Genomic DNA, 15,771 nt, shown 5'->3' with positions numbered 1-15,771 from the left:
CTAGGGAGTCAGGCTGGGCCTCGCTCGTCGCGGGACCGGGAGCGACCTGTGGGGGCGTGCAGCCAGTCGCGCAGGCTCCCCGTCACCCACGGCAGCACCCAGAACGACATGATCGGCGTGAGGATCAGCGTCGACACGAGCACCTGGAGAGGCAGGAGCAGGTCCCGGAACGCGGGCACCAGCCAGGCCACGAGCAGCGTGAACGCCAGGTTCACGGGGAAGAACCCGAGCCAGATCGCGACCGACTGCTTCCAGCGGGGCGGCGCGGGCAGCAGCGGCGGACCCGACGGTTCGTCCTGCCGGACCGGCGGGTCGAACCAGCCCTCGATCCCGGTCCGGCGGGTGACGGCCCGCTCGGTGACGAGGCCCTCGCCCTGGGCGAGCCAGTCGCGCCGGTCGGGCGACCCCTCCCACGCCTCGAGCCGGTCGGCGTCGGCGAACCGGTACAGCATCACCCAGTCCTCGGAGCCCTCCGCGGCCCGGATCCACCCGGACCCCAGGAACCCCGGCCAGCGGTTGGCGAGCCGGACGCCCGCCTGCACCCAGGCGGTGACCTCCGGGACCCGGTCCGGGCTCACGACACGGTGGATGGACACGGTGACGGGTGCGGTGCTCATCCCCGCAGTGTTCGTCGCCGGGCCGCGCGACGCCCGCCGACGACGACGCGCGGGACGGTGACGCCCGTCATACGGACGCCGCACTCGCCACCGGGGCGTCGCCCCTATGCCCGGTCTTCACGAACACCACCCCGGTCTTCCCCGTTCTGCGTGACGCTTCCCCGCGCAGCGCCCAGGGTCCGGTCACATCGCGGGCCCACCATGGACGGCGGCCCCGAGACCACACCCGAGGACTCCCCCTGTGAACCTGCCCCGCCTTCGCCTGCCCGGGCGCGCCCACCCGCGCCCCGGGTCCGGCCGGCACCACCACACCGGTGCCGCCCGCACGGCGACCCCCGCGAAGAGATCGACGACCCCGAAGACCCCGGCGAGGACCACCGCGTCCCCCGGGCCCCGCACCGCCGTCGGCGGTGCGATGACGCTGCTCGCGGTGACCGCCGTGGCGGCGACCGCGATCACCGGCGGTCCCGCCGGCGCCGAGCCGTCCCCGACCACCACGACGGACACGTCCACGACCGCCTCCGCCACGCCCGCCGACGACCTCCAGGACGACACGACCGTCGTCGTGTCCCAGGACGAGACCGCGGTCCGCGCGTCGACGGCCCTGCAGCGCGCCGTCGACGTGACCGCCGAGCAGGCCTCCCTGACCGCCGCCCAGGAGCGCAAGATCGACGCCCAGGTGGAGAAGATCACCGAGCTCATGCAGGACCGGGACGCCGTGGCGGCGTCCCGCGCCGGTGAGCGCACCGCGCTGCCCACGGACGAGGCCGACGCCACCGCCGAGGACGGCGCCGACGACACCGTCCCCGCCGACGAGGCCACCGGGACGGACGGGACGCCCGTCGACGCGACGCCCGCGGAGATCCTCGCCGCGAACCGCGCCGCCCAGGAGGCCGCGGCGGCCGGCACCGCCACCGACGACGCCGGCACCGCCGAGGACTCCGAGGACGCGGCCGGATCGTCGCAGGACGCCGACGGGTCGGACGCGGGCACCACCGACACCGTCGACGCCGACACCGACGCCGACACCGACACTGCCGCTACCGCTACCGCTACGGACGCTGCCACCGACGCTGCCGCCGCCCCTGCCGACGCTGCCGCAGACGAGGCCGAGCTCACCGCCGCCGAGGCGACCGCGCTGGAGAAGGCGACCGACACCCTCGTCACGCTCCTCGACGCCGCGCAGTCCGGCGCGCTGGACGTCGAGGCCGCCCCCGAGACCCCGGTCGACATCACGACCGCCCAGGCCACGGCCGCGAAGAAGGCGGCCTCCGGGCTGCGCAAGTTCGTCGACTCGGTGGCGGGCTACGGCAACGGCGAGATCCCGTCGGACAAGCTGTGCGAGCTCGACTTCGCGCCCGGGGAGACCCTCCGCTGCGACGCCGCCGAGCAGCTCGAGCGGCTGGACGTCGCGTACCGCGCGAAGTTCGGCGAGCACCTGTTCATCAACGACTCCTACCGGTCGTACGCGTCGCAGGTCGCGACCAAGGCCGCCCGCGGCTCGCTGGCCGCGGTCCCCGGCTACTCGAACCACGGCTGGGGCGTCGCCGTCGACCTCAACGGCGGGGTGGAGACGTTCGGCACCGCGCGGTACGAGTGGCTGCGCGCCAACGCCCCGCGGTTCGGGTGGGACAACCCCGCCTGGGCGCGCGCCGACGGCCGCAAGCCGGAGGCGTGGCACTGGGAGTACACGCCGCTCGACTGACCGGCCACCGCACCGTCGCACGACGCGTCCCGCGATCTCGCGGGGCGCGTCGTCGTGCGTCCGGGGTTCAGTCCCAGCCGAGCTCGTGCAGGCGGTCGTCGTCGATGCCGAAGTGGTGGGCGATCTCGTGCACCACGGTGACGGCCACCTCCTCGGCGACGTCGTCCACGGAGTCGCAGATCGCGAGCGTGGGGTGGCGGTAGACGGTGATGCGGTCGGGCAGGGACCCCGCGGCCCACGCCTCGCCGCGCTCCGTGAGGGGCACGCCCTCGTAGAGGCCGAGGAGCTCGGGGTCGTCGGCGGGCGCGTCGTCCTCGACGAGGACGACGACGTTGTCCATGAGCCGGGTCAGCTCCCGCGGCACCTGGTCGAGCCCCTCGGCGACAGCGGCCTCGAACTCCTCGCGCGACATCTCCACCACGTCGTCCATCCTCCCGCACGTCCCGACGGCTCCCGACCCGGCCCGACCGGTATGCTGGCCCGGCCGGCCCCCATCGTCTAGCGGCCTAGGACCCCGCCCTTTCACGGCGGTAGCACGGGTTCGAATCCCGTTGGGGGTACCACGCAGGTCTCGAGTCAGCACCTCGAAGCCCGCAGAACGGGGTGTCATCCCTGGTCAGGAGCCGATTTCAGGTTCAGGCCAAGCATGGGGTACGCTTCTTCTCGGTTCGGAAACGAGCCGCCAGGAAGGCGAGAGATCGTCGACCATGGCCCTGTAGCGCAGTTGGTTAGCGCGCCGCCCTGTCACGGCGGAGGTCGCGGGTTCAAGTCCCGTCAGGGTCGCGCATGAAGCGCCCGGAACGTCGGAAACGGCGCCCGGGCTTTCGTGTCCGAGGCTCTGTAGCTCAGTTGGTAGAGCGTTCGACTGAAAATCGAAAGGTCACCGGATCGACGCCGGTCGGAGCCACCTCAGCACGAAGGCCGCAGCCCCCAGGGCTGCGGCCTTCGTCGTTCCCAGGAATTGCCTGTCTCGGCTGGTCACGGTTGAGTGGGGTGCACACGGATCACCACGAGGATCGGAGCAGCCGATGACGGACTGGGACGACGGGCGGACCCCGCCCGCCGAGCAGCCGCCCAGCATGGGCCGGCTGGTCGAGCAGATCTCGGAGCAGGCCACCCGCCTGGTGCGGGCCGAGATCGCGCTGGCCAAGGCCGAGATGGCCGACAAGGCCAAGCGGTCGGGCATCGGCGTCGGACTCTTCGCCGTCGCGCTCGTCATCGTGCTGTACGCGGTCGGCGTGCTGATCTGGTCCGGCATCATCGGGCTCGCCGAGGCGTGGCCGCTGTGGCTGTCCGCCCTCGTGGTGGGCGTCGCCATGATGCTGTTCGCCGCGCTCCTCGTCCTGGTCGGGGTGCGGCTGCTCAAGCAGGCCGCGAAGCGACCGGAGACCATCGACCGCGTGAAGGACGACGTCGCGAGCGTCAAGGAGGGGATCTCGAGGTGAGCCGCACGACGCCCACGCCGGACGACCTGACCGGCCCGCCCCCGACCCCGGCCGAGCTGCGCTCCGAGGTCGAGCAGGCGCGCCGCGAGCTCGCGGACGCCATCGACGCCCTCACGACGCGGGTGTCGCCGTCCTACCAGGCGTCCCAGCTCGCCCGGAACACGCGCCAGGCGGCGCAGGACGTCGGCGGGCTGTTCTCGGGGGACGGGCTGCCGGCCCACGACGAGCGGCGCGCGCGCAACGCCAAGATCCTCCTGGGCGTCGCCGCGGCGGGGGCGGTCACGGTCGCCTTCCTCGTCGTCAAGGCGTTCCGCCGCTAGACGGCACCGAGCATCGACCCGGCGGCTCCGTCGCCCGGGTCGATGCTCGTCGTGTGCTCGCTGTCGCCGCCGTGCCGCGGTCAGCGGCCGGGGCCGCCGGCGCTGTCCGCCTCGGCCGCCGCGGCGTTCGCCGCCGCCTCGGCCTCGGCCGCCTCGGAGGCGGCGCCGAGCAGCGCCCGGACCTCCGACTCCTTGTAGCGCCGGTGACCCCCGAGCGTCCGGATGGACGAGAGCTTGCCCGCCTTGGCCCACCGCGTGACGGTCTTGGGGTCGACGCGGAACAGGCTCGCGACCTCGGCGGGCGTCAACAGCACCTCGGAGTCACCGTGGAAACTCATCCCCTGCACCTCCTGGTACGCGACCGGTCCGGACGGCGTCCGTGAGCACGACGGCCGTGTCATGCCATTGTGTGCAGAAAGTGGGATTGAGGCGACTTGAACCGGGAACGTCCCCTCCCGACCACCGCGACCAGGGTGGCGAAGATCACGCCAGGTCCCCGGATCCGGGCTCTGACGGGGTCCGGCATGACGGAGAACACGCGGAAGGTCCCCCATCGAGTGGAGGGAATGCTCCCGGAGCATGTACCGTTAGAGCCTGAACAGACGAAATCTTCTCTCGGGGCCGCACGTCTGAGACGTTGCCGCCCCGCTCCTACGTTGAGGGGGTCGGAGCCATGGGCCGCGGCCGTCAGAAGGCTAAGCACACCAAGGTCGCCCGGGCGCTGAAGTACTACAGCCCCGAGACGAACTACCACGCGCTGGAGCAGGAGCTCCAGGGCAGTGGGAGCAACCAGACGGATGTCGCCACCGACGATCGCTGGGGTTCCACCAGCGACTCGGAGTACGACAACTCCAGCTATACGGCCTGGGACGACGACCGCCGCTGACGGCGGCCCTCCTTCCAGGTCCGGTCTCCGACCACACCGACAGGGTCGGGCGGCGCACGCCGCCCGACCCTGTCGTGCTGCCCGGGCCCGGGCCGTCGACGTGAGCACAGGCCCGGGGACGCCGATGCCGCCCGACGAGGACGTCGGGCGGCATCGGTCGTGCGGGGGTCAGCGGTAGTCGCCCACCAGCCGGACCGCCCCGCCGTGCACGCCCTTGGTGCCGGCGACGAGGTCCGCAGCGGGAGCCGCCGGGTCGAGCTCCGCGACGGTGCCGAGCGTCCAGGCGTCGACCCCGAGCGCGGCGAGCCGGGCCAGCGCCGCGTCGGCGCCGTCCGCCCCGACCACGGTGACCATGCCGACGCCCAGGTTCAGCGTGTTCTCCAGGTCGCCGCGCGGCACGGAGCCGAGCTCGCGGACCGTCCGGAAGACCGCCGGGACCTCCCACGACGACCGGTCCACCGTGGCGACCAGGCCCTCCGGGAGCACCCGGGCGAGGTTGGCGGCGAGCCCGCCGCCGGTGACGTGCGTGAAGGCGTGCACCTGGGCGGCCTCGTCGCGCGCGAGCGCGAGGCAGTCGGCGGCGTAGACCCGGGTCGGCTCGAGCAGCTCCTCGCCGAGGGTGCGGCCGAACTCCTCGACGTGCCGGTCCAGCTCCCAGCCGGCGTGCTTCACGACGGCGCGGACCAGGGAGTAGCCGTTGGAGTGCAGGCCGCTGGACGCCATGGCGATCAGGACGTCCCCGGCGCGGACCCGCTCCGGGCCGAGCACCGCGTCCGCCTCGACGATGCCGGTGGCGGCACCGGCGACGTCGTACTCGTCCGGGGCGAGCAGACCGGGGTGCTCGGCGGTCTCGCCGCCGACGAGCGCGGTGCCGGCGACCTCGCAGGCCTGCGCGATGCCGCGCACGATGTCCGCGATCCGCTCCGGCACGACCTTGCCCGTGGCGATGTAGTCCGTCATGAACAGCGGCTCGGCGCCGACCACGACGATGTCGTCCACGACCATGCCGACCAGGTCGAACCCGATCGTGTCGTGCTTGTCCATGGCCTGCGCGATGGCGACCTTGGTCCCGACGCCGTCGGTCGAGGTGGCGAGCAGCGGCTTGCGGTACCGCTGGAACGCGGAGAGGTCGTACAGGCCGGCGAACCCGCCGACGCCGCCGAGGACGGCCGGGCCGTGCGTTCGGCGCACGGCGTCCTTCATCAGCTCGACGGCCTTGTCGCCCGCCTCGGTGTCGACTCCGGCGGCGGCGTAGGTCAGGGGTTCGGTCACGGGGTCTGGCTCCTGTGGTGCGGTTCGCCGGTCGGCGGGGTCAGGGGTGGTCGAGCGCGGTGTTGGCGCCGACGCCGACGGTGAGCTGGGACAGCCCGTCCTCCGGCGCGCCGAGCGGGAGCTGCGCCTGCTCCAGCAGGTGCTTGCCGAGCTGGTCGGCCTGCGGCAGCTCGATCGGGTACTTCCCGGTGAAGCACGCCGTGCAGAGCTGGGACGCCGGCTGCTCCGTCGCGGCGATCATGCCCTCGGTGGAGATGTAGCCGAGGGAGTCGGCGCCGAGGGACTGGCCGATCTCGTCCGGCGTGAGGCCGTTCGCGATGAGCTCGGCGCGGGACGCGAAGTCGATGCCGTAGAAGCAGGGCCACTTGACGGGCGGCGAGGAGATGCGGACGTGCACCTCGGCGGCGCCGGCCTCGCGCAGCATGCGCACGAGCGCCCGCTGGGTGTTGCCCCGCACGATGGAGTCGTCCACGACGACGAGCCGCTTGCCGCGGATGACCTCACGCAGCGGGTTGAGCTTGAGGCGGATGCCGAGCTGGCGCAGCGTGTCCGACGGCTGGATGAAGGTGCGGCCCACGTAGGCGTTCTTCGTCAGGCCCTGACCGAACGGGATGCCGGACTCGGCCGCGTAGCCCACGGCCGCCGGGGTGCCGGACTCGGGCACCGGCATGACGAGGTCCGCCTCGACGGGGTGCTCGCGGGCGAGCACGCGACCCATCTCGACGCGCGCCGCGTGGACCGGGCGACCCTTGATCGTGGTGTCCGGGCGGGCGAGGTACACGTACTCGAAGACGCAGCCGGCGCGCTCGACCGGGGCGAACCGCGTGGAGCGCAGGCCGTCCTCGTCGATGCAGATGAGCTCGCCGGGCTCGACCTCGCGCACGTAGGACGCGCCGACGATGTCGAGGGCGGGCGTCTCGGACGCCACGACCCAGCCGCGCTGGGTACGGCCCAGGACCAGCGGGCGCACGCCCTGCGGGTCGCGGGCGGCGTACAGGGTGCGCTCGTCCATGAACACGAGCGAGAACGCGCCGCGCAGCCGGGGCAGCACCTCCAGCGCCGTCTGCTCGAGCGTGTGGTCGGCGTCGCCCGCGAGCAGCGCGGTGACGAGCGCCGTGTCCGTGGTGTTGCCGCGGGCCAGCTCGCCGCGCCGCTGGGCGCCGTAGCGCTCCGCGACGAGGTTGACGAGCTCCGCGCTGTTGGTGAGGTTGCCGTTGTGGCCGAGCGCCACGGTCCCGGCGGCGGTGGCGCCGAGCGTCGGCTGCGCGTTCTCCCACGTGACCCCACCGGTGGTGGAGTAGCGGCAGTGCCCGACGGCCATGTGGCCGGTCAGGGCGTTCAGCGCGGTCTCGTCGAAGACCTGGGACACCAGCCCCATGTCCTTGTAGACGAGGATCTGCTCACCGTTGCTGGTGGCGATCCCGGCGGACTCCTGGCCCCGGTGCTGCAGGGCGTAGAGACCGAAGTACGCGAGCTTGGCGACCTCTTCACCAGGGGCCCAGACGCCGAAGACGCCGCAGGCGTCCTGCGGCCCCTTCTCGCCGGGCATGAGGTCGTGGTTCAGGCGGCCATCAGGGCGCAAGGGCATGCGTCGAGTATCCCACAGGCTCCCGAGGTCCCCGTCGGCCGCCCGCGGTCCGGGCGGCCCGCTGCCGGGTCCCGTCGGGGGGCGTCAGCGTCGTCGCAGGCTGCGGCGGTCCGCCAGGACCGCCAGCGCCCCGGCGAGCAGCACGAAGAACGTGGTGGAGCCGAGCACGACGACGGAGACGTACACGCCGGGCTTGAGCAGGCCGACGCCCTCCTGGGTGGCGACCCCGGTGAACCAGGCACCGAGCGCGACCCCGACGATCACGCCCACGACGGCCCCGGTGGTGAAGAACGCCTTGTAGCGCGGGGCGCGGCGCACCTTGGCGGGGTCGACGAGCAGGACGTCGTCCTCCTCGCCCGCGTCCGCGGGCTCGGTGGTCTCGGGCTCGGCGACGCCGGGCTGCGCGACGGGCTCGGGGGCGGCCTCGGGGACGGCCGCGGGCTCGGCGGGGGTCGCGTCGGCGTCGGCGGGGTGCTCGGGACGGGTGCTGCTCACCCGTCGAGCCTAACGCCGTCCCGGGACGGCTCGGGCCGCGGCCCCCGTGCGGGGACCGCGGCCCGAGACCGGTGCGGGGCGGGTCAGCCCAGCTTCTCCCACGGGCCCCAGGGCGTGCCGGGGACCTGGTTGCGGGTCCACCAGCGGGCGCGGTAGGTCACGCCGTCGTGCACGACGGTCTCGCCGCCGGTGTAGACGGTCGACGGCGTCCACGCGCGGAACGTGCCGGACGGCGTCGTGACCTCGGCGCCGATCTCGGACCAGGCTCCCCACGGGCTCACGCCCGGCGTCTCGCCGCGCGTCCACCACAGGGCCTCGAACGTGCGGCCGTCGTGGCTGACGACGTCACCGGCCGTGTAGACCGTGCCGGGCTCCCACGCCGGCGCCGTGGGGACGTCGGCCAGCAGGTCGAGGCCCACCAGCAGCGGGTCGTGGTCGGACGACCGGAACGGCGTCGTGTCGTAGAGGTCCGTCACGTTGTAGTTGTGACGGCTGTACTCGTTCGCCACCGGCTCGACGGCGTTGATGTTCCAGATGTCGGTGCCGGTCACGGCCGCCAGGGCCGCCGGGGAGGCGAGCACGTGGTCGAGGGAGCCGACCTGGCCGCCGAACGAGTACGTCCACTTCCCCGTCGTCGGGCCGAGGTCGGTGTACCCGGCGTCGGTGAGGACGACGATCGGGTCCTCCTGCTCGTAGGCGTTGAAGTCGCCGACGAGCAGCACCTTGTCGGTGCCCGCCGCGGCCGCGACGTCGTCGGCGAACTCGACCAGCGCGGTCGCCTGGCGCACGCGCGACTCGTTGGACGCGCCCTGGCCGTCACCGGTGTCGGCGTCGCCGGGCCACGGGCCGGCCGAGCCCTTCGACTTGAAGTGGTTGCTCACGACGAGCAGGTCGTCGTCCGCGCCGGCGGAGCCGCCGACCGGCTGGAAGACCTGGGCGAGCGGCTGGCGGGCGTTGCCGAACGCCTCCGAGCCGAGCAGGATCGTCGACTCCCCCACGGTCTCGGCCGTGGCGGTGCGGTAGACGAACGCGTTGCGGATGACGTCCTCGGACGCGGGGACCTCGGCGGGCGACGGGACGTACGCCCAGGTGCCGGCGCCGTCGGCCGCGTCGAGCGCGTCCACGAGGTCGGACAGCGCCTGGTCGCGCGGCTTGTCGAACGTGGCGGAGTTCTCGATCTCCTCCAGCGCGACGACGTCGGCGCCCAGCGCCGAGATGGCGGCGACGATCTTCGTCTCCTGCCGCTCCAGGTTCTCCGCGTCCGCGGCGCCGCGCGCGTCGCAGCCGGTCCGCACCGAGATCGGGGCGCCCTCGCGGTCCGTGTAGTACTGGCAGCCGGTGAGCTGGTCGCCGGTGGTGGTGAAGTAGTTGAGGACGTTGAACGTGGCGACCTTCAGGTCACCGCCGACGGCCTCGGGCGCGTCCGTGCGGGTGTCCTCGAACGTCGCGGGCTGCACCGCGTCCGCGTTCGCGCCGGTCAGCTGCTGCGTCGGCTGGAAGCCCCAGGCCGAGTACCGGTAGTCCAGGACGACGGGCGCCGTGAACGTGACCTCCGCGCCGACCCGCACCGGGTGCGTCCCGTCGAGCCACGGCAGGGGCGTGCCCGAGCGGGACGCGCTGGTGTAGTTCCACGTGGATCCGTCGTCGAGCAGGACGCCGCGGGCCGCGTTGTCGGCCGCCTGCGCGGCAGCCTCGGCCGAGCCCGGCCGGCCGACCGACGTCGGCTGCACCAGCGGCGAGCCGCCGGCCGCGAGACCGACGGTGCCGTACGCGTTCGTGCTGTAGTTGTCGGTGACGACGAACCCGCCATGCGGGGCGATCAGCATGCCCTCGAGCGCCTCGCGCTCCGCCTCCGTGGCGGGCCACGTCGTGGTCGTGGGCTTGACGGCCGGGGCGGGCTCGGTGAGCACCGTCCACGACGACGCCCGCACCTGCGTCAGCTCGAAGTACTCGCCGACCGTGCCCGTCACCTCGACGTGGTCGCCGACCTGCACCTGGCCGGCCAGCGCCGCGGAGTAGACGAAGACCGCGTCGGACGCGCCGGGGGTCGCGTCGTCGGCGGGGTCGCCGCCGGAGCCCGCGGTCTGCAGGTAGATGCCGTCGAACCCGCCGGTGGGGTAGGCGGCGGTGACGACGCCGCGGGTCGTGACGACCTGCCCGTCGAGGGCCGCGACGGGGCCGGTGCCCTGGATCTGCGCGATCGGGACGACGGTCGCCGGCGGCGTCGACGTGCTCGGGCTCGGGTCGGGCGTGGGCTCCGGCCCGCCGTCACCGCTGTTCGCGGGCGTCGGGGTGCCCGCGGCGAAGTCGGCCGCGTTGTCGAGCGTGTGGCCGTGGCCGGTGCGGGACACCGAGGTGGCGTTCGTCGTCCCCGGGGCCGGGGCGGACCCGAGGTAGGTCGTGGTCGAGGAGCCCCAGCCGACCAGGTCGACGACGTCCGTCGCCGACGTGCAGGCCGCGCCCAGGCAGGTGAGCCGGGTCGTGCCGGACACCAGCGCCACCTTGGCGCCCGAGCCCGACATCGCGATGTTGCCCTCGACGTCCGGCGTCGGCAGGTCCGGCAGGTCGGTGTTCGCGCCGTAGGCCTGCGCCACGAGGAACGACCCGCCGGCGGGGATCTGCCCGGTCAGGTTCGTCTGCCCGGACCAGGTCGTGCCCGTCGCGGAGCCGTACTGCACGGACCAGCCGTCCAGCGACACCGGCTCGTCCGTCGGGTTGTACAGCTCGACGAAGTCGCGGTCGAACGCGCCTCCGCTGTTGCCGCCACCGCCGTACACCTCGTCGACGAGGACGACGGCGTCCACGGACGGGGTGGCGACGGCCGGGACGGCCAGGGCTGCGGCCGGGACGAGCAACGCCGCCAGGGCCGCGGTGTACGCGGCCGGCCGGCGGCGTGGGTTCGGTGACGTGGTGGTCACGCTGGTCCTCCTCGATCAGGGTCGACGATGTCGGCCCCAGCCAAGCAGGACGGTGTGAACCGCTGTTGAACCGCAGGTCACGGGCGTGCTACTGATCGAGGGCCGCAGCCGTGACGCTAGCGGAGCCGCACCCGGTGCGCGCGTCGCCGCGCCCGGCCACCGACCGTCAGGGGCGGGGGCGCGCCGCCTGCAGGGGGAGCCACGCCGTCAGGTCGGCCCGCTCCCCCGAGGCGTGCACCCGCCCCGCGGCGACGGCGTCGGCCCACGTCGTGCGGCCGGACGCCAGGGCGAGCCACGTCTCGACGTCGGTCTCGACCACGTTCGGGGGCGTGCCGCGCGTGTGGCGAGGCCCCTCGACGACCTGGACCGCGCCCGCGGGCGGCACCCGCACCTCGACCGCGTTGCCCGGCGCCACCGCGGCCAGCTCCTCCAGGGTGAAGCGCACGGCCGTGGTCGTCGTGGGACGGGAGGTGTCGCCGCCGAGCCAGGCGGTGAGCGCCGCGCGCCCCGCCACAGGGTCGGTCCGTCGTCGTGCAGGCATGGCAGCAGGCTACGTGGCGCGCCGACGTCGGTGGCGCCGCACGTGCTCGGGACCGTGGGCCGTTCGCGCCGGACTCCCCCGCGGCGCTCGTCGCCCACCTCAACTGGGAGGCGATGGCGCACGGCGCCGAGATCTGCCTGCTGCGCGACCTGTACCGCGCGCAGCGGCGATGACACACGTCGGTGCCCGGCACGACCCTGCCGGGCACCGACGACGCTCAGCCGGCCTGCGCCGCGAGCTCTGCCCGCACCTCGTCCCGGAGCCGGCCGTGCCGTGACGGTTCCGGGGCGGCGGCGAGCAGCGTCTTGGTGTAGTCGTGCTGCGGGTCGAGGATCACCTGGTCGCTCGGCCCCTGCTCGACGACGTCGCCGCGGTACATCACGACGATCTCGTCGCTGAAGTGCCGGGCGGTCGCCAGGTCGTGCGTGATGTACAGGACGCCGAGGTTCTGCTCCCGCTGCAGGCGGGCCAGCAGGCCCAGCACGCCGAGTCGGATCGACACGTCCAGCATCGACACCGGCTCGTCCGCGACGAGGAACCGCGCTCCCGGCGCGAGCGCCCGCGCGATCGCGATGCGCTGCCGCTGACCGCCCGACATCTCGTGCGGCCGCTTCGCGGCGAACACCTCGGCCGGCGTGAGGTTCACGCGCTCCAGCAGCTCCAGCACGGCGGGCTCGACCGCCTTGCCCTTCGCGACGCCGTGGATCTTCAGCGGCCGCTCCAGGTGGTGACGCACCGGGTGGTACGGGTTGAGGGACGCGAACGGGTCCTGGAACACCATCTGCACGTCGTGCCGGTACTGCGTCAGCGCCTTGCCCCGACGGCCGATCGGCGTGCCGTCGAGCAGGATCTCGCCCGACGTCGGCGTCTCGAGCTGGGCGATCATGCGCGCCACCGTCGACTTGCCGGACCCCGACTCCCCGACCACCGCGACCGTCCTGCCGGCCTCCAGGGTGAAGGAGACGTCGTTCACCGCGCGCAGGGTCTTGCGCCGCAGACCACCGCGCACCTTGAAGTCCTTGACGAGGTGGCGGACCTCGAGCGTGCTCATGCGGACTCTCCGTCGTCGTAGGAGAAGTCACCGAGAAGGCTCGGGAACGACCCGAGGAGCTTCCGGGTGTACTCGTGCTGGGCGGCCGTGTAGATCTGCTCGGCCGTGTCGAGCTCGACGATCCGCCCGGCGCGCATCACCGCGATCCGGTCGGAGATCTCGAGCAGGAGCGGCAGGTCGTGCGTGATGAACACGACCGCGAACCCGAACTTCTCGCGCAGCAGCATCAGCTCGCGCAGGATCCCGCGCTGCACCACCACGTCGAGCGCCGTCGTCGGCTCGTCCATGATCATGACCTGCGGCTCCAGCGCCATCGCCATCGCGATCATGACGCGCTGGCGCATGCCGCCCGACAGCTCGTGGGCGTACGAGTCCAGGCGGGACGGGTCGACCCCGACGAGCCGCAGGAGCTCGGCGCACCGCTCGCGCCGCTCCGCCTTCGTCAGGTTCGGCCGGTGCGTGAGCAGGACGTCCTCGAGCTGGGCGTACACGCTGATCACCGGGTTGAGCGAGTTCATCGCCCCCTGGAAGACCATCGACACCTTGTCCCAGCGGAAGGCGCGCAGCGCGTCCCCGTCGAGGGCGACGACGTCGGTCTCCGAGCCGTCGGCGTCGTGGAACGTCACCTCGCCCGAGCGCAGGATCGCCGGCGGCTTGAGCAGCCGGTTCAGCCCGTACGCGAGCGTCGACTTGCCGCAGCCCGACTCGCCGGCCAGACCGAGGATCTCCCCGCGGTGCAGCGTGAGGGACACGTCCTGCACGGCGAGCACGGGCGGGTTGACCTCGTACTCGATGGACACGTCCCGGGCCGTCAGCACCGGCGTCAGGCCGGCCACGTGCTCGGCGTGCGCGGCCGAGCTCAGCGGCCCGGTCGTCGTCGTGGGCGCGCTCATGCCTGCACCCTCTCCTTCTCGCTGTCGGGGTCGGCGGTCCCGTCGACCGTCACCGTGGGCGAGTCCGCCGTCGGGGCGTCCGCCTCGTCGTCGTCCTGCACGGTGATGTCACGGCCCTCGGCGCGCGCCTTGCGGACGCTGCGCGCGGCCGCCGGGGCCGACCGGAGCTTGGGGTTGACGATCTCGTCGATCGAGAAGTTGATGAGGCTCAGCGCGCAGCCGAGCAGCGCGATCATGAGGCCCGGCGGCACGAACCACCACCAGGCGCCGCGGGTCAGCGCCCCGCCGCCCTGGGCCTCGTTGAGCATCGTGCCCCACGTGATCGAGCCGTTCGGGCCGAGGCCCAGGTAGGACAGGCCGGCCTCGCCGAGGATCGCCAGGACCACCGCGAACAGGAACTGCGCGGTGAGCAGCGGCAGGAGGTTCGGCAGGATCTCCACCATGAGGATGCGAGGGGTCTTCTCCCCCGCCACGCGCGCCGCGGAGACGTAGTCGCGGTTGCGCAGCGACCGCGACTGCAGGCGCAGGACCACGGCGGCGCCCGGCCAGGCGGTCGCCCCCAGGATGAGGGCCACGACCAGCAGGCTGCGGACCGACAGGTAGCTCGACACGACGATCATCAGCGGCAGACCCGGGATGACCAGCATGACGTTCGTGATGAGGGACAGGCCCTCGTCCGTCCAGCCGCGGCTGTACCCGGCGACGACGCCGAAGACCAGCGACAGGACGATCGCGAGGAGACCCGCGACGACGCCCACGAGGAGGGAGCCGCGGGCACCCTCGGCGAGCTGCGCCAGGACGTCGTAGCCGAGGCTCGTCGTGCCCAGCCAGTGGCCGGGCTGCGGCGGCAGCATCGCGGGGTTGTCCGAGTTGCGCGGGTCCTGGGAGAGCAGCGGCCCGAGGAGCGCGAACAGCACGATCGACGAGACGATCACCAGGCCGACGATGAGCTTGCCGCGGCCGCGGAGGCGGTCGCGCAGGCCGCGGCGGGCCGCGGGACGGGCGGTGCGGGACGGGGCGGGAGCGGTCGTGTCAGTCACTGTGGCGTGCCCTCGGGTCGATGAGGCCGTGCACGAGGTCCATGACGAACAGCGCGGCGAGCACGGCGAGCGTGATCATGAGGAAGACGCCCTGCATGAGCGCGTAGTCGTTGTTCTGCACGGCGTCGATCATCAGCTTGCCGAGGCCCGGGTAGCTGAAGACCTGCTCGGTGACGATCGAGCCGGCGACGACGAAGGCGAGCGTCACGCCGAACCCGTTCACGGACGGGATGACGGCGTTGCGCACGGCGTAGGTGGTGTAGACGCGGCGGCGGGACAGGCCCTTGGCCTCCGCGGTGACGATGTAGTCCTCCGACAGGGTCGCCACCATCATGTTGCGCATCCCGAGCAGCCAACCGCCCACGGACGAGATGACGATGGTGATCGCCGGGAGGATCGCGTGGTAGAGCACCGACCCGACGAACGCCCAGCTCATCTCCGGCCCGTTGAAGGTGAAGACGTCGTAGGCGCCGATGATGGGGAACCACTGGAGCGTCACCGAGAACACGAAGATGAACAGCAGGGCGACCCAGAAGTAGGGCAGGGACTGCAGCATCGTGGTGGACGGGATGATCGAGTCCACCCAGGTGCCGCGGCGCCATCCGGCCCAGGCACCCAGAGTGACGCCGAGGACGAACGAGATGACGGTCGCGGTGCCGACCAGCCCGATCGTCCACGGCAGGGCGTTCCCGATGAGCTCCGTCACCGGGGTGGGGAACTGCGTCACCGACACCCCGAGGTCCCCGCGCAGCAGGTTCCCCAGGTAGGTGACGTACTGCTCCCAGAGGCTCGCGTCCTCCTCGGCGCCGAGGAGGAGCCGGAGGCTGTTCTGGACGGCCGGGGACACCTCACCGTTCCGCTGGAGCCTGGCCAGCAGGATCGAGTAAGGGTCTCCGGGCAGCAGGCGCGGCAGCAGGAAGTTCAGGGAGACCGCGATCCACAGCGTCACCGCGTAGAACCCGATCCGTCGTGCGTAGAACCTCATGGCGTGCCGTCCTTC

17 protein-coding genes and 3 tRNA genes are annotated in these 15,771 nt (G+C 73.0%); 8 read left to right on the top strand and 12 right to left on the bottom strand.

The window, feature by feature from the left end:
- Positions 1 to 8: 8 nt before the first annotated feature.
- The gene (locus tag ATJ88_RS02460; RefSeq protein WP_098462458.1) at positions 9 to 617 is read right to left on the bottom strand and encodes an antibiotic biosynthesis monooxygenase; all 609 of its coding nucleotides are present in this window, start codon (positions 615 to 617) and stop codon (positions 9 to 11) included.
- Positions 618 to 858: 241 nt separating this feature from the next.
- On the opposite strand from ATJ88_RS02460, the gene ATJ88_RS02455 reads away from it, so the two are divergent.
- Positions 859 to 2,322, top strand: coding sequence for a M15 family metallopeptidase (locus tag ATJ88_RS02455; protein ID WP_098462457.1), 1,464 nt, complete (start codon positions 859 to 861; stop codon positions 2,320 to 2,322).
- 67 nt (positions 2,323 to 2,389) lie between these two features.
- On the opposite strand, the gene ATJ88_RS02450 is transcribed toward ATJ88_RS02455, so the two are convergent.
- On the bottom strand, positions 2,390 to 2,752 hold the full coding sequence (locus ATJ88_RS02450) for a metallopeptidase family protein (protein WP_098462456.1): 363 nt from the start codon (positions 2,750 to 2,752) through the stop codon (positions 2,390 to 2,392).
- 57 nt (positions 2,753 to 2,809) lie between these two features.
- Here ATJ88_RS02450 and ATJ88_RS02445 point away from each other — a divergent pair.
- The 5 genes from ATJ88_RS02445 to ATJ88_RS02425 all read left to right on the top strand — a co-directional run bounded on the left by ATJ88_RS02445 (position 2,810) and on the right by ATJ88_RS02425 (position 4,087).
- Positions 2,810 to 2,885: transfer RNA gene (locus ATJ88_RS02445), tRNA-Glu, on the top strand.
- 146 nt (positions 2,886 to 3,031) lie between these two features.
- Positions 3,032 to 3,105 (top strand) — tRNA-Asp (locus tag ATJ88_RS02440).
- A gap of 51 nt (positions 3,106 to 3,156) precedes the next feature.
- Positions 3,157 to 3,229, top strand: a tRNA-Phe gene (locus ATJ88_RS02435).
- Positions 3,230 to 3,350: 121 nt separating this feature from the next.
- Positions 3,351 to 3,767: a phage holin family protein gene (locus tag ATJ88_RS02430; protein ID WP_098462455.1), complete on the top strand. Its 417-nt coding sequence runs from the start codon at positions 3,351 to 3,353 to the stop codon at positions 3,765 to 3,767.
- Positions 3,764 to 4,087, top strand: a complete 324-nt coding sequence (locus ATJ88_RS02425; protein WP_098462454.1) for a DUF3618 domain-containing protein — start codon at positions 3,764 to 3,766, stop codon at positions 4,085 to 4,087. The genes ATJ88_RS02430 and ATJ88_RS02425 overlap by 4 nt, the downstream gene beginning before the upstream one ends.
- An 80-nt stretch (positions 4,088 to 4,167) precedes the next feature.
- On the opposite strand, the gene ATJ88_RS02420 is transcribed toward ATJ88_RS02425, so the two are convergent.
- Entirely contained in the window at positions 4,168 to 4,425 is a 258-nt protein-coding gene (locus tag ATJ88_RS02420; RefSeq protein ID WP_098462453.1) for a BldC family transcriptional regulator, read from the bottom strand.
- 335 nt (positions 4,426 to 4,760) lie between these two features.
- Between ATJ88_RS02420 and ATJ88_RS02415 the strand changes: the two genes are divergently transcribed.
- Positions 4,761 to 4,973: a DUF3073 domain-containing protein gene (locus ATJ88_RS02415; protein ID WP_098462452.1), complete on the top strand. Its 213-nt coding sequence runs from the start codon at positions 4,761 to 4,763 to the stop codon at positions 4,971 to 4,973.
- Between the two features lie 168 nt (positions 4,974 to 5,141).
- On the opposite strand, the gene purM is transcribed toward ATJ88_RS02415, so the two are convergent.
- The 5 genes from purM to ATJ88_RS02390 all read right to left on the bottom strand — a co-directional run bounded on the left by purM (position 5,142) and on the right by ATJ88_RS02390 (position 11,787).
- Positions 5,142 to 6,245 (bottom strand): phosphoribosylformylglycinamidine cyclo-ligase, encoded by a 1,104-nt coding sequence (gene purM, locus ATJ88_RS02410; protein ID WP_098462451.1) that lies wholly within the window; start codon positions 6,243 to 6,245, stop codon positions 5,142 to 5,144.
- 40 nt (positions 6,246 to 6,285) lie between these two features.
- Complete coding sequence (purF, locus tag ATJ88_RS02405) at positions 6,286 to 7,833, bottom strand: amidophosphoribosyltransferase (protein WP_098462450.1); 1,548 nt, start codon at positions 7,831 to 7,833, stop codon at positions 6,286 to 6,288.
- An 84-nt stretch (positions 7,834 to 7,917) separates the two neighbouring features.
- Positions 7,918 to 8,328, bottom strand: coding sequence for a hypothetical protein (locus ATJ88_RS02400; protein ID WP_098462449.1), 411 nt, complete (start codon positions 8,326 to 8,328; stop codon positions 7,918 to 7,920).
- Positions 8,329 to 8,411: 83 nt separating this feature from the next.
- Entirely contained in the window at positions 8,412 to 11,105 is a 2,694-nt protein-coding gene (locus ATJ88_RS02395) for an ExeM/NucH family extracellular endonuclease (protein ID WP_425432697.1), read from the bottom strand.
- A gap of 307 nt (positions 11,106 to 11,412) precedes the next feature.
- Positions 11,413 to 11,787: a sterol carrier family protein gene (locus ATJ88_RS02390; RefSeq protein WP_098462447.1), complete on the bottom strand. Its 375-nt coding sequence runs from the start codon at positions 11,785 to 11,787 to the stop codon at positions 11,413 to 11,415.
- Here ATJ88_RS02390 and ATJ88_RS18515 point away from each other — a divergent pair.
- Entirely contained in the window at positions 11,778 to 11,960 is a 183-nt protein-coding gene (locus ATJ88_RS18515) for a hypothetical protein (protein ID WP_211287445.1), read from the top strand. The genes ATJ88_RS02390 and ATJ88_RS18515 overlap by 10 nt on opposite strands.
- 44 nt (positions 11,961 to 12,004) lie before the next feature.
- Here the strand turns inward: ATJ88_RS18515 and ATJ88_RS02385 are convergent, their stop codons facing one another.
- Genes ATJ88_RS02385 through ATJ88_RS02370 form a run of 4 tightly spaced genes read right to left on the bottom strand, consistent with a single transcriptional unit; the run spans position 12,005 to position 15,756 of the window.
- Positions 12,005 to 12,838, bottom strand: coding sequence for an ATP-binding cassette domain-containing protein (locus ATJ88_RS02385; RefSeq protein ID WP_098462446.1), 834 nt, complete (start codon positions 12,836 to 12,838; stop codon positions 12,005 to 12,007).
- On the bottom strand, positions 12,835 to 13,731 hold the full coding sequence (locus tag ATJ88_RS02380; RefSeq protein WP_098462445.1) for an ABC transporter ATP-binding protein: 897 nt from the start codon (positions 13,729 to 13,731) through the stop codon (positions 12,835 to 12,837). Before ATJ88_RS02380 ends, ATJ88_RS02385 begins: the two co-directional genes overlap by 4 nt.
- The gene (locus ATJ88_RS02375; protein WP_098462444.1) at positions 13,728 to 14,771 is read right to left on the bottom strand and encodes an ABC transporter permease; all 1,044 of its coding nucleotides are present in this window, start codon (positions 14,769 to 14,771) and stop codon (positions 13,728 to 13,730) included. Before ATJ88_RS02375 ends, ATJ88_RS02380 begins: the two co-directional genes overlap by 4 nt.
- On the bottom strand, positions 14,764 to 15,756 hold the full coding sequence (locus ATJ88_RS02370) for an ABC transporter permease (RefSeq protein WP_098462443.1): 993 nt from the start codon (positions 15,754 to 15,756) through the stop codon (positions 14,764 to 14,766). The genes ATJ88_RS02375 and ATJ88_RS02370 overlap by 8 nt, the downstream gene beginning before the upstream one ends.
- Positions 15,757 to 15,771: the final 15 nt, after the last annotated feature.

Origin of the sequence: Isoptericola jiangsuensis (genome assembly GCF_002563715.1) — a bacterium.
GTDB classification, from domain to species: domain Bacteria; phylum Actinomycetota; class Actinomycetes; order Actinomycetales; family Cellulomonadaceae; genus Isoptericola; species Isoptericola jiangsuensis.
This window is presented reverse-complemented; position numbering and strand designations above follow the sequence as displayed.

Excerpts from the sequence above, each read along its gene's own strand:
- ATJ88_RS02415 (WP_098462452.1), top strand. The coding sequence starts at position 4,761 with ATGGGCCGCGGCCGTCAGAAGGCTAAGCACACCAAGGTCGCCCGGGCG.
- ATJ88_RS02390 (WP_098462447.1), bottom strand. The coding sequence starts at position 11,787 with ATGCCTGCACGACGACGGACCGACCCTGTGGCGGGGCGCGCGGCGCTC.
- ATJ88_RS02420 (WP_098462453.1), bottom strand. The coding sequence starts at position 4,425 with ATGAGTTTCCACGGTGACTCCGAGGTGCTGTTGACGCCCGCCGAGGTC.
- purF (WP_098462450.1), bottom strand. The coding sequence starts at position 7,833 with ATGCCCTTGCGCCCTGATGGCCGCCTGAACCACGACCTCATGCCCGGC.
- ATJ88_RS02385 (WP_098462446.1), bottom strand. The coding sequence starts at position 12,838 with ATGAGCACGCTCGAGGTCCGCCACCTCGTCAAGGACTTCAAGGTGCGC.
- ATJ88_RS02460 (WP_098462458.1), bottom strand. The coding sequence starts at position 617 with ATGAGCACCGCACCCGTCACCGTGTCCATCCACCGTGTCGTGAGCCCG.
- ATJ88_RS02450 (WP_098462456.1), bottom strand. The coding sequence starts at position 2,752 with ATGGACGACGTGGTGGAGATGTCGCGCGAGGAGTTCGAGGCCGCTGTC.
- ATJ88_RS02430 (WP_098462455.1), top strand. The coding sequence starts at position 3,351 with ATGACGGACTGGGACGACGGGCGGACCCCGCCCGCCGAGCAGCCGCCC.
- ATJ88_RS02380 (WP_098462445.1), bottom strand. The coding sequence starts at position 13,731 with ATGAGCGCGCCCACGACGACGACCGGGCCGCTGAGCTCGGCCGCGCAC.
- ATJ88_RS02370 (WP_098462443.1), bottom strand. The coding sequence starts at position 15,756 with ATGAGGTTCTACGCACGACGGATCGGGTTCTACGCGGTGACGCTGTGG.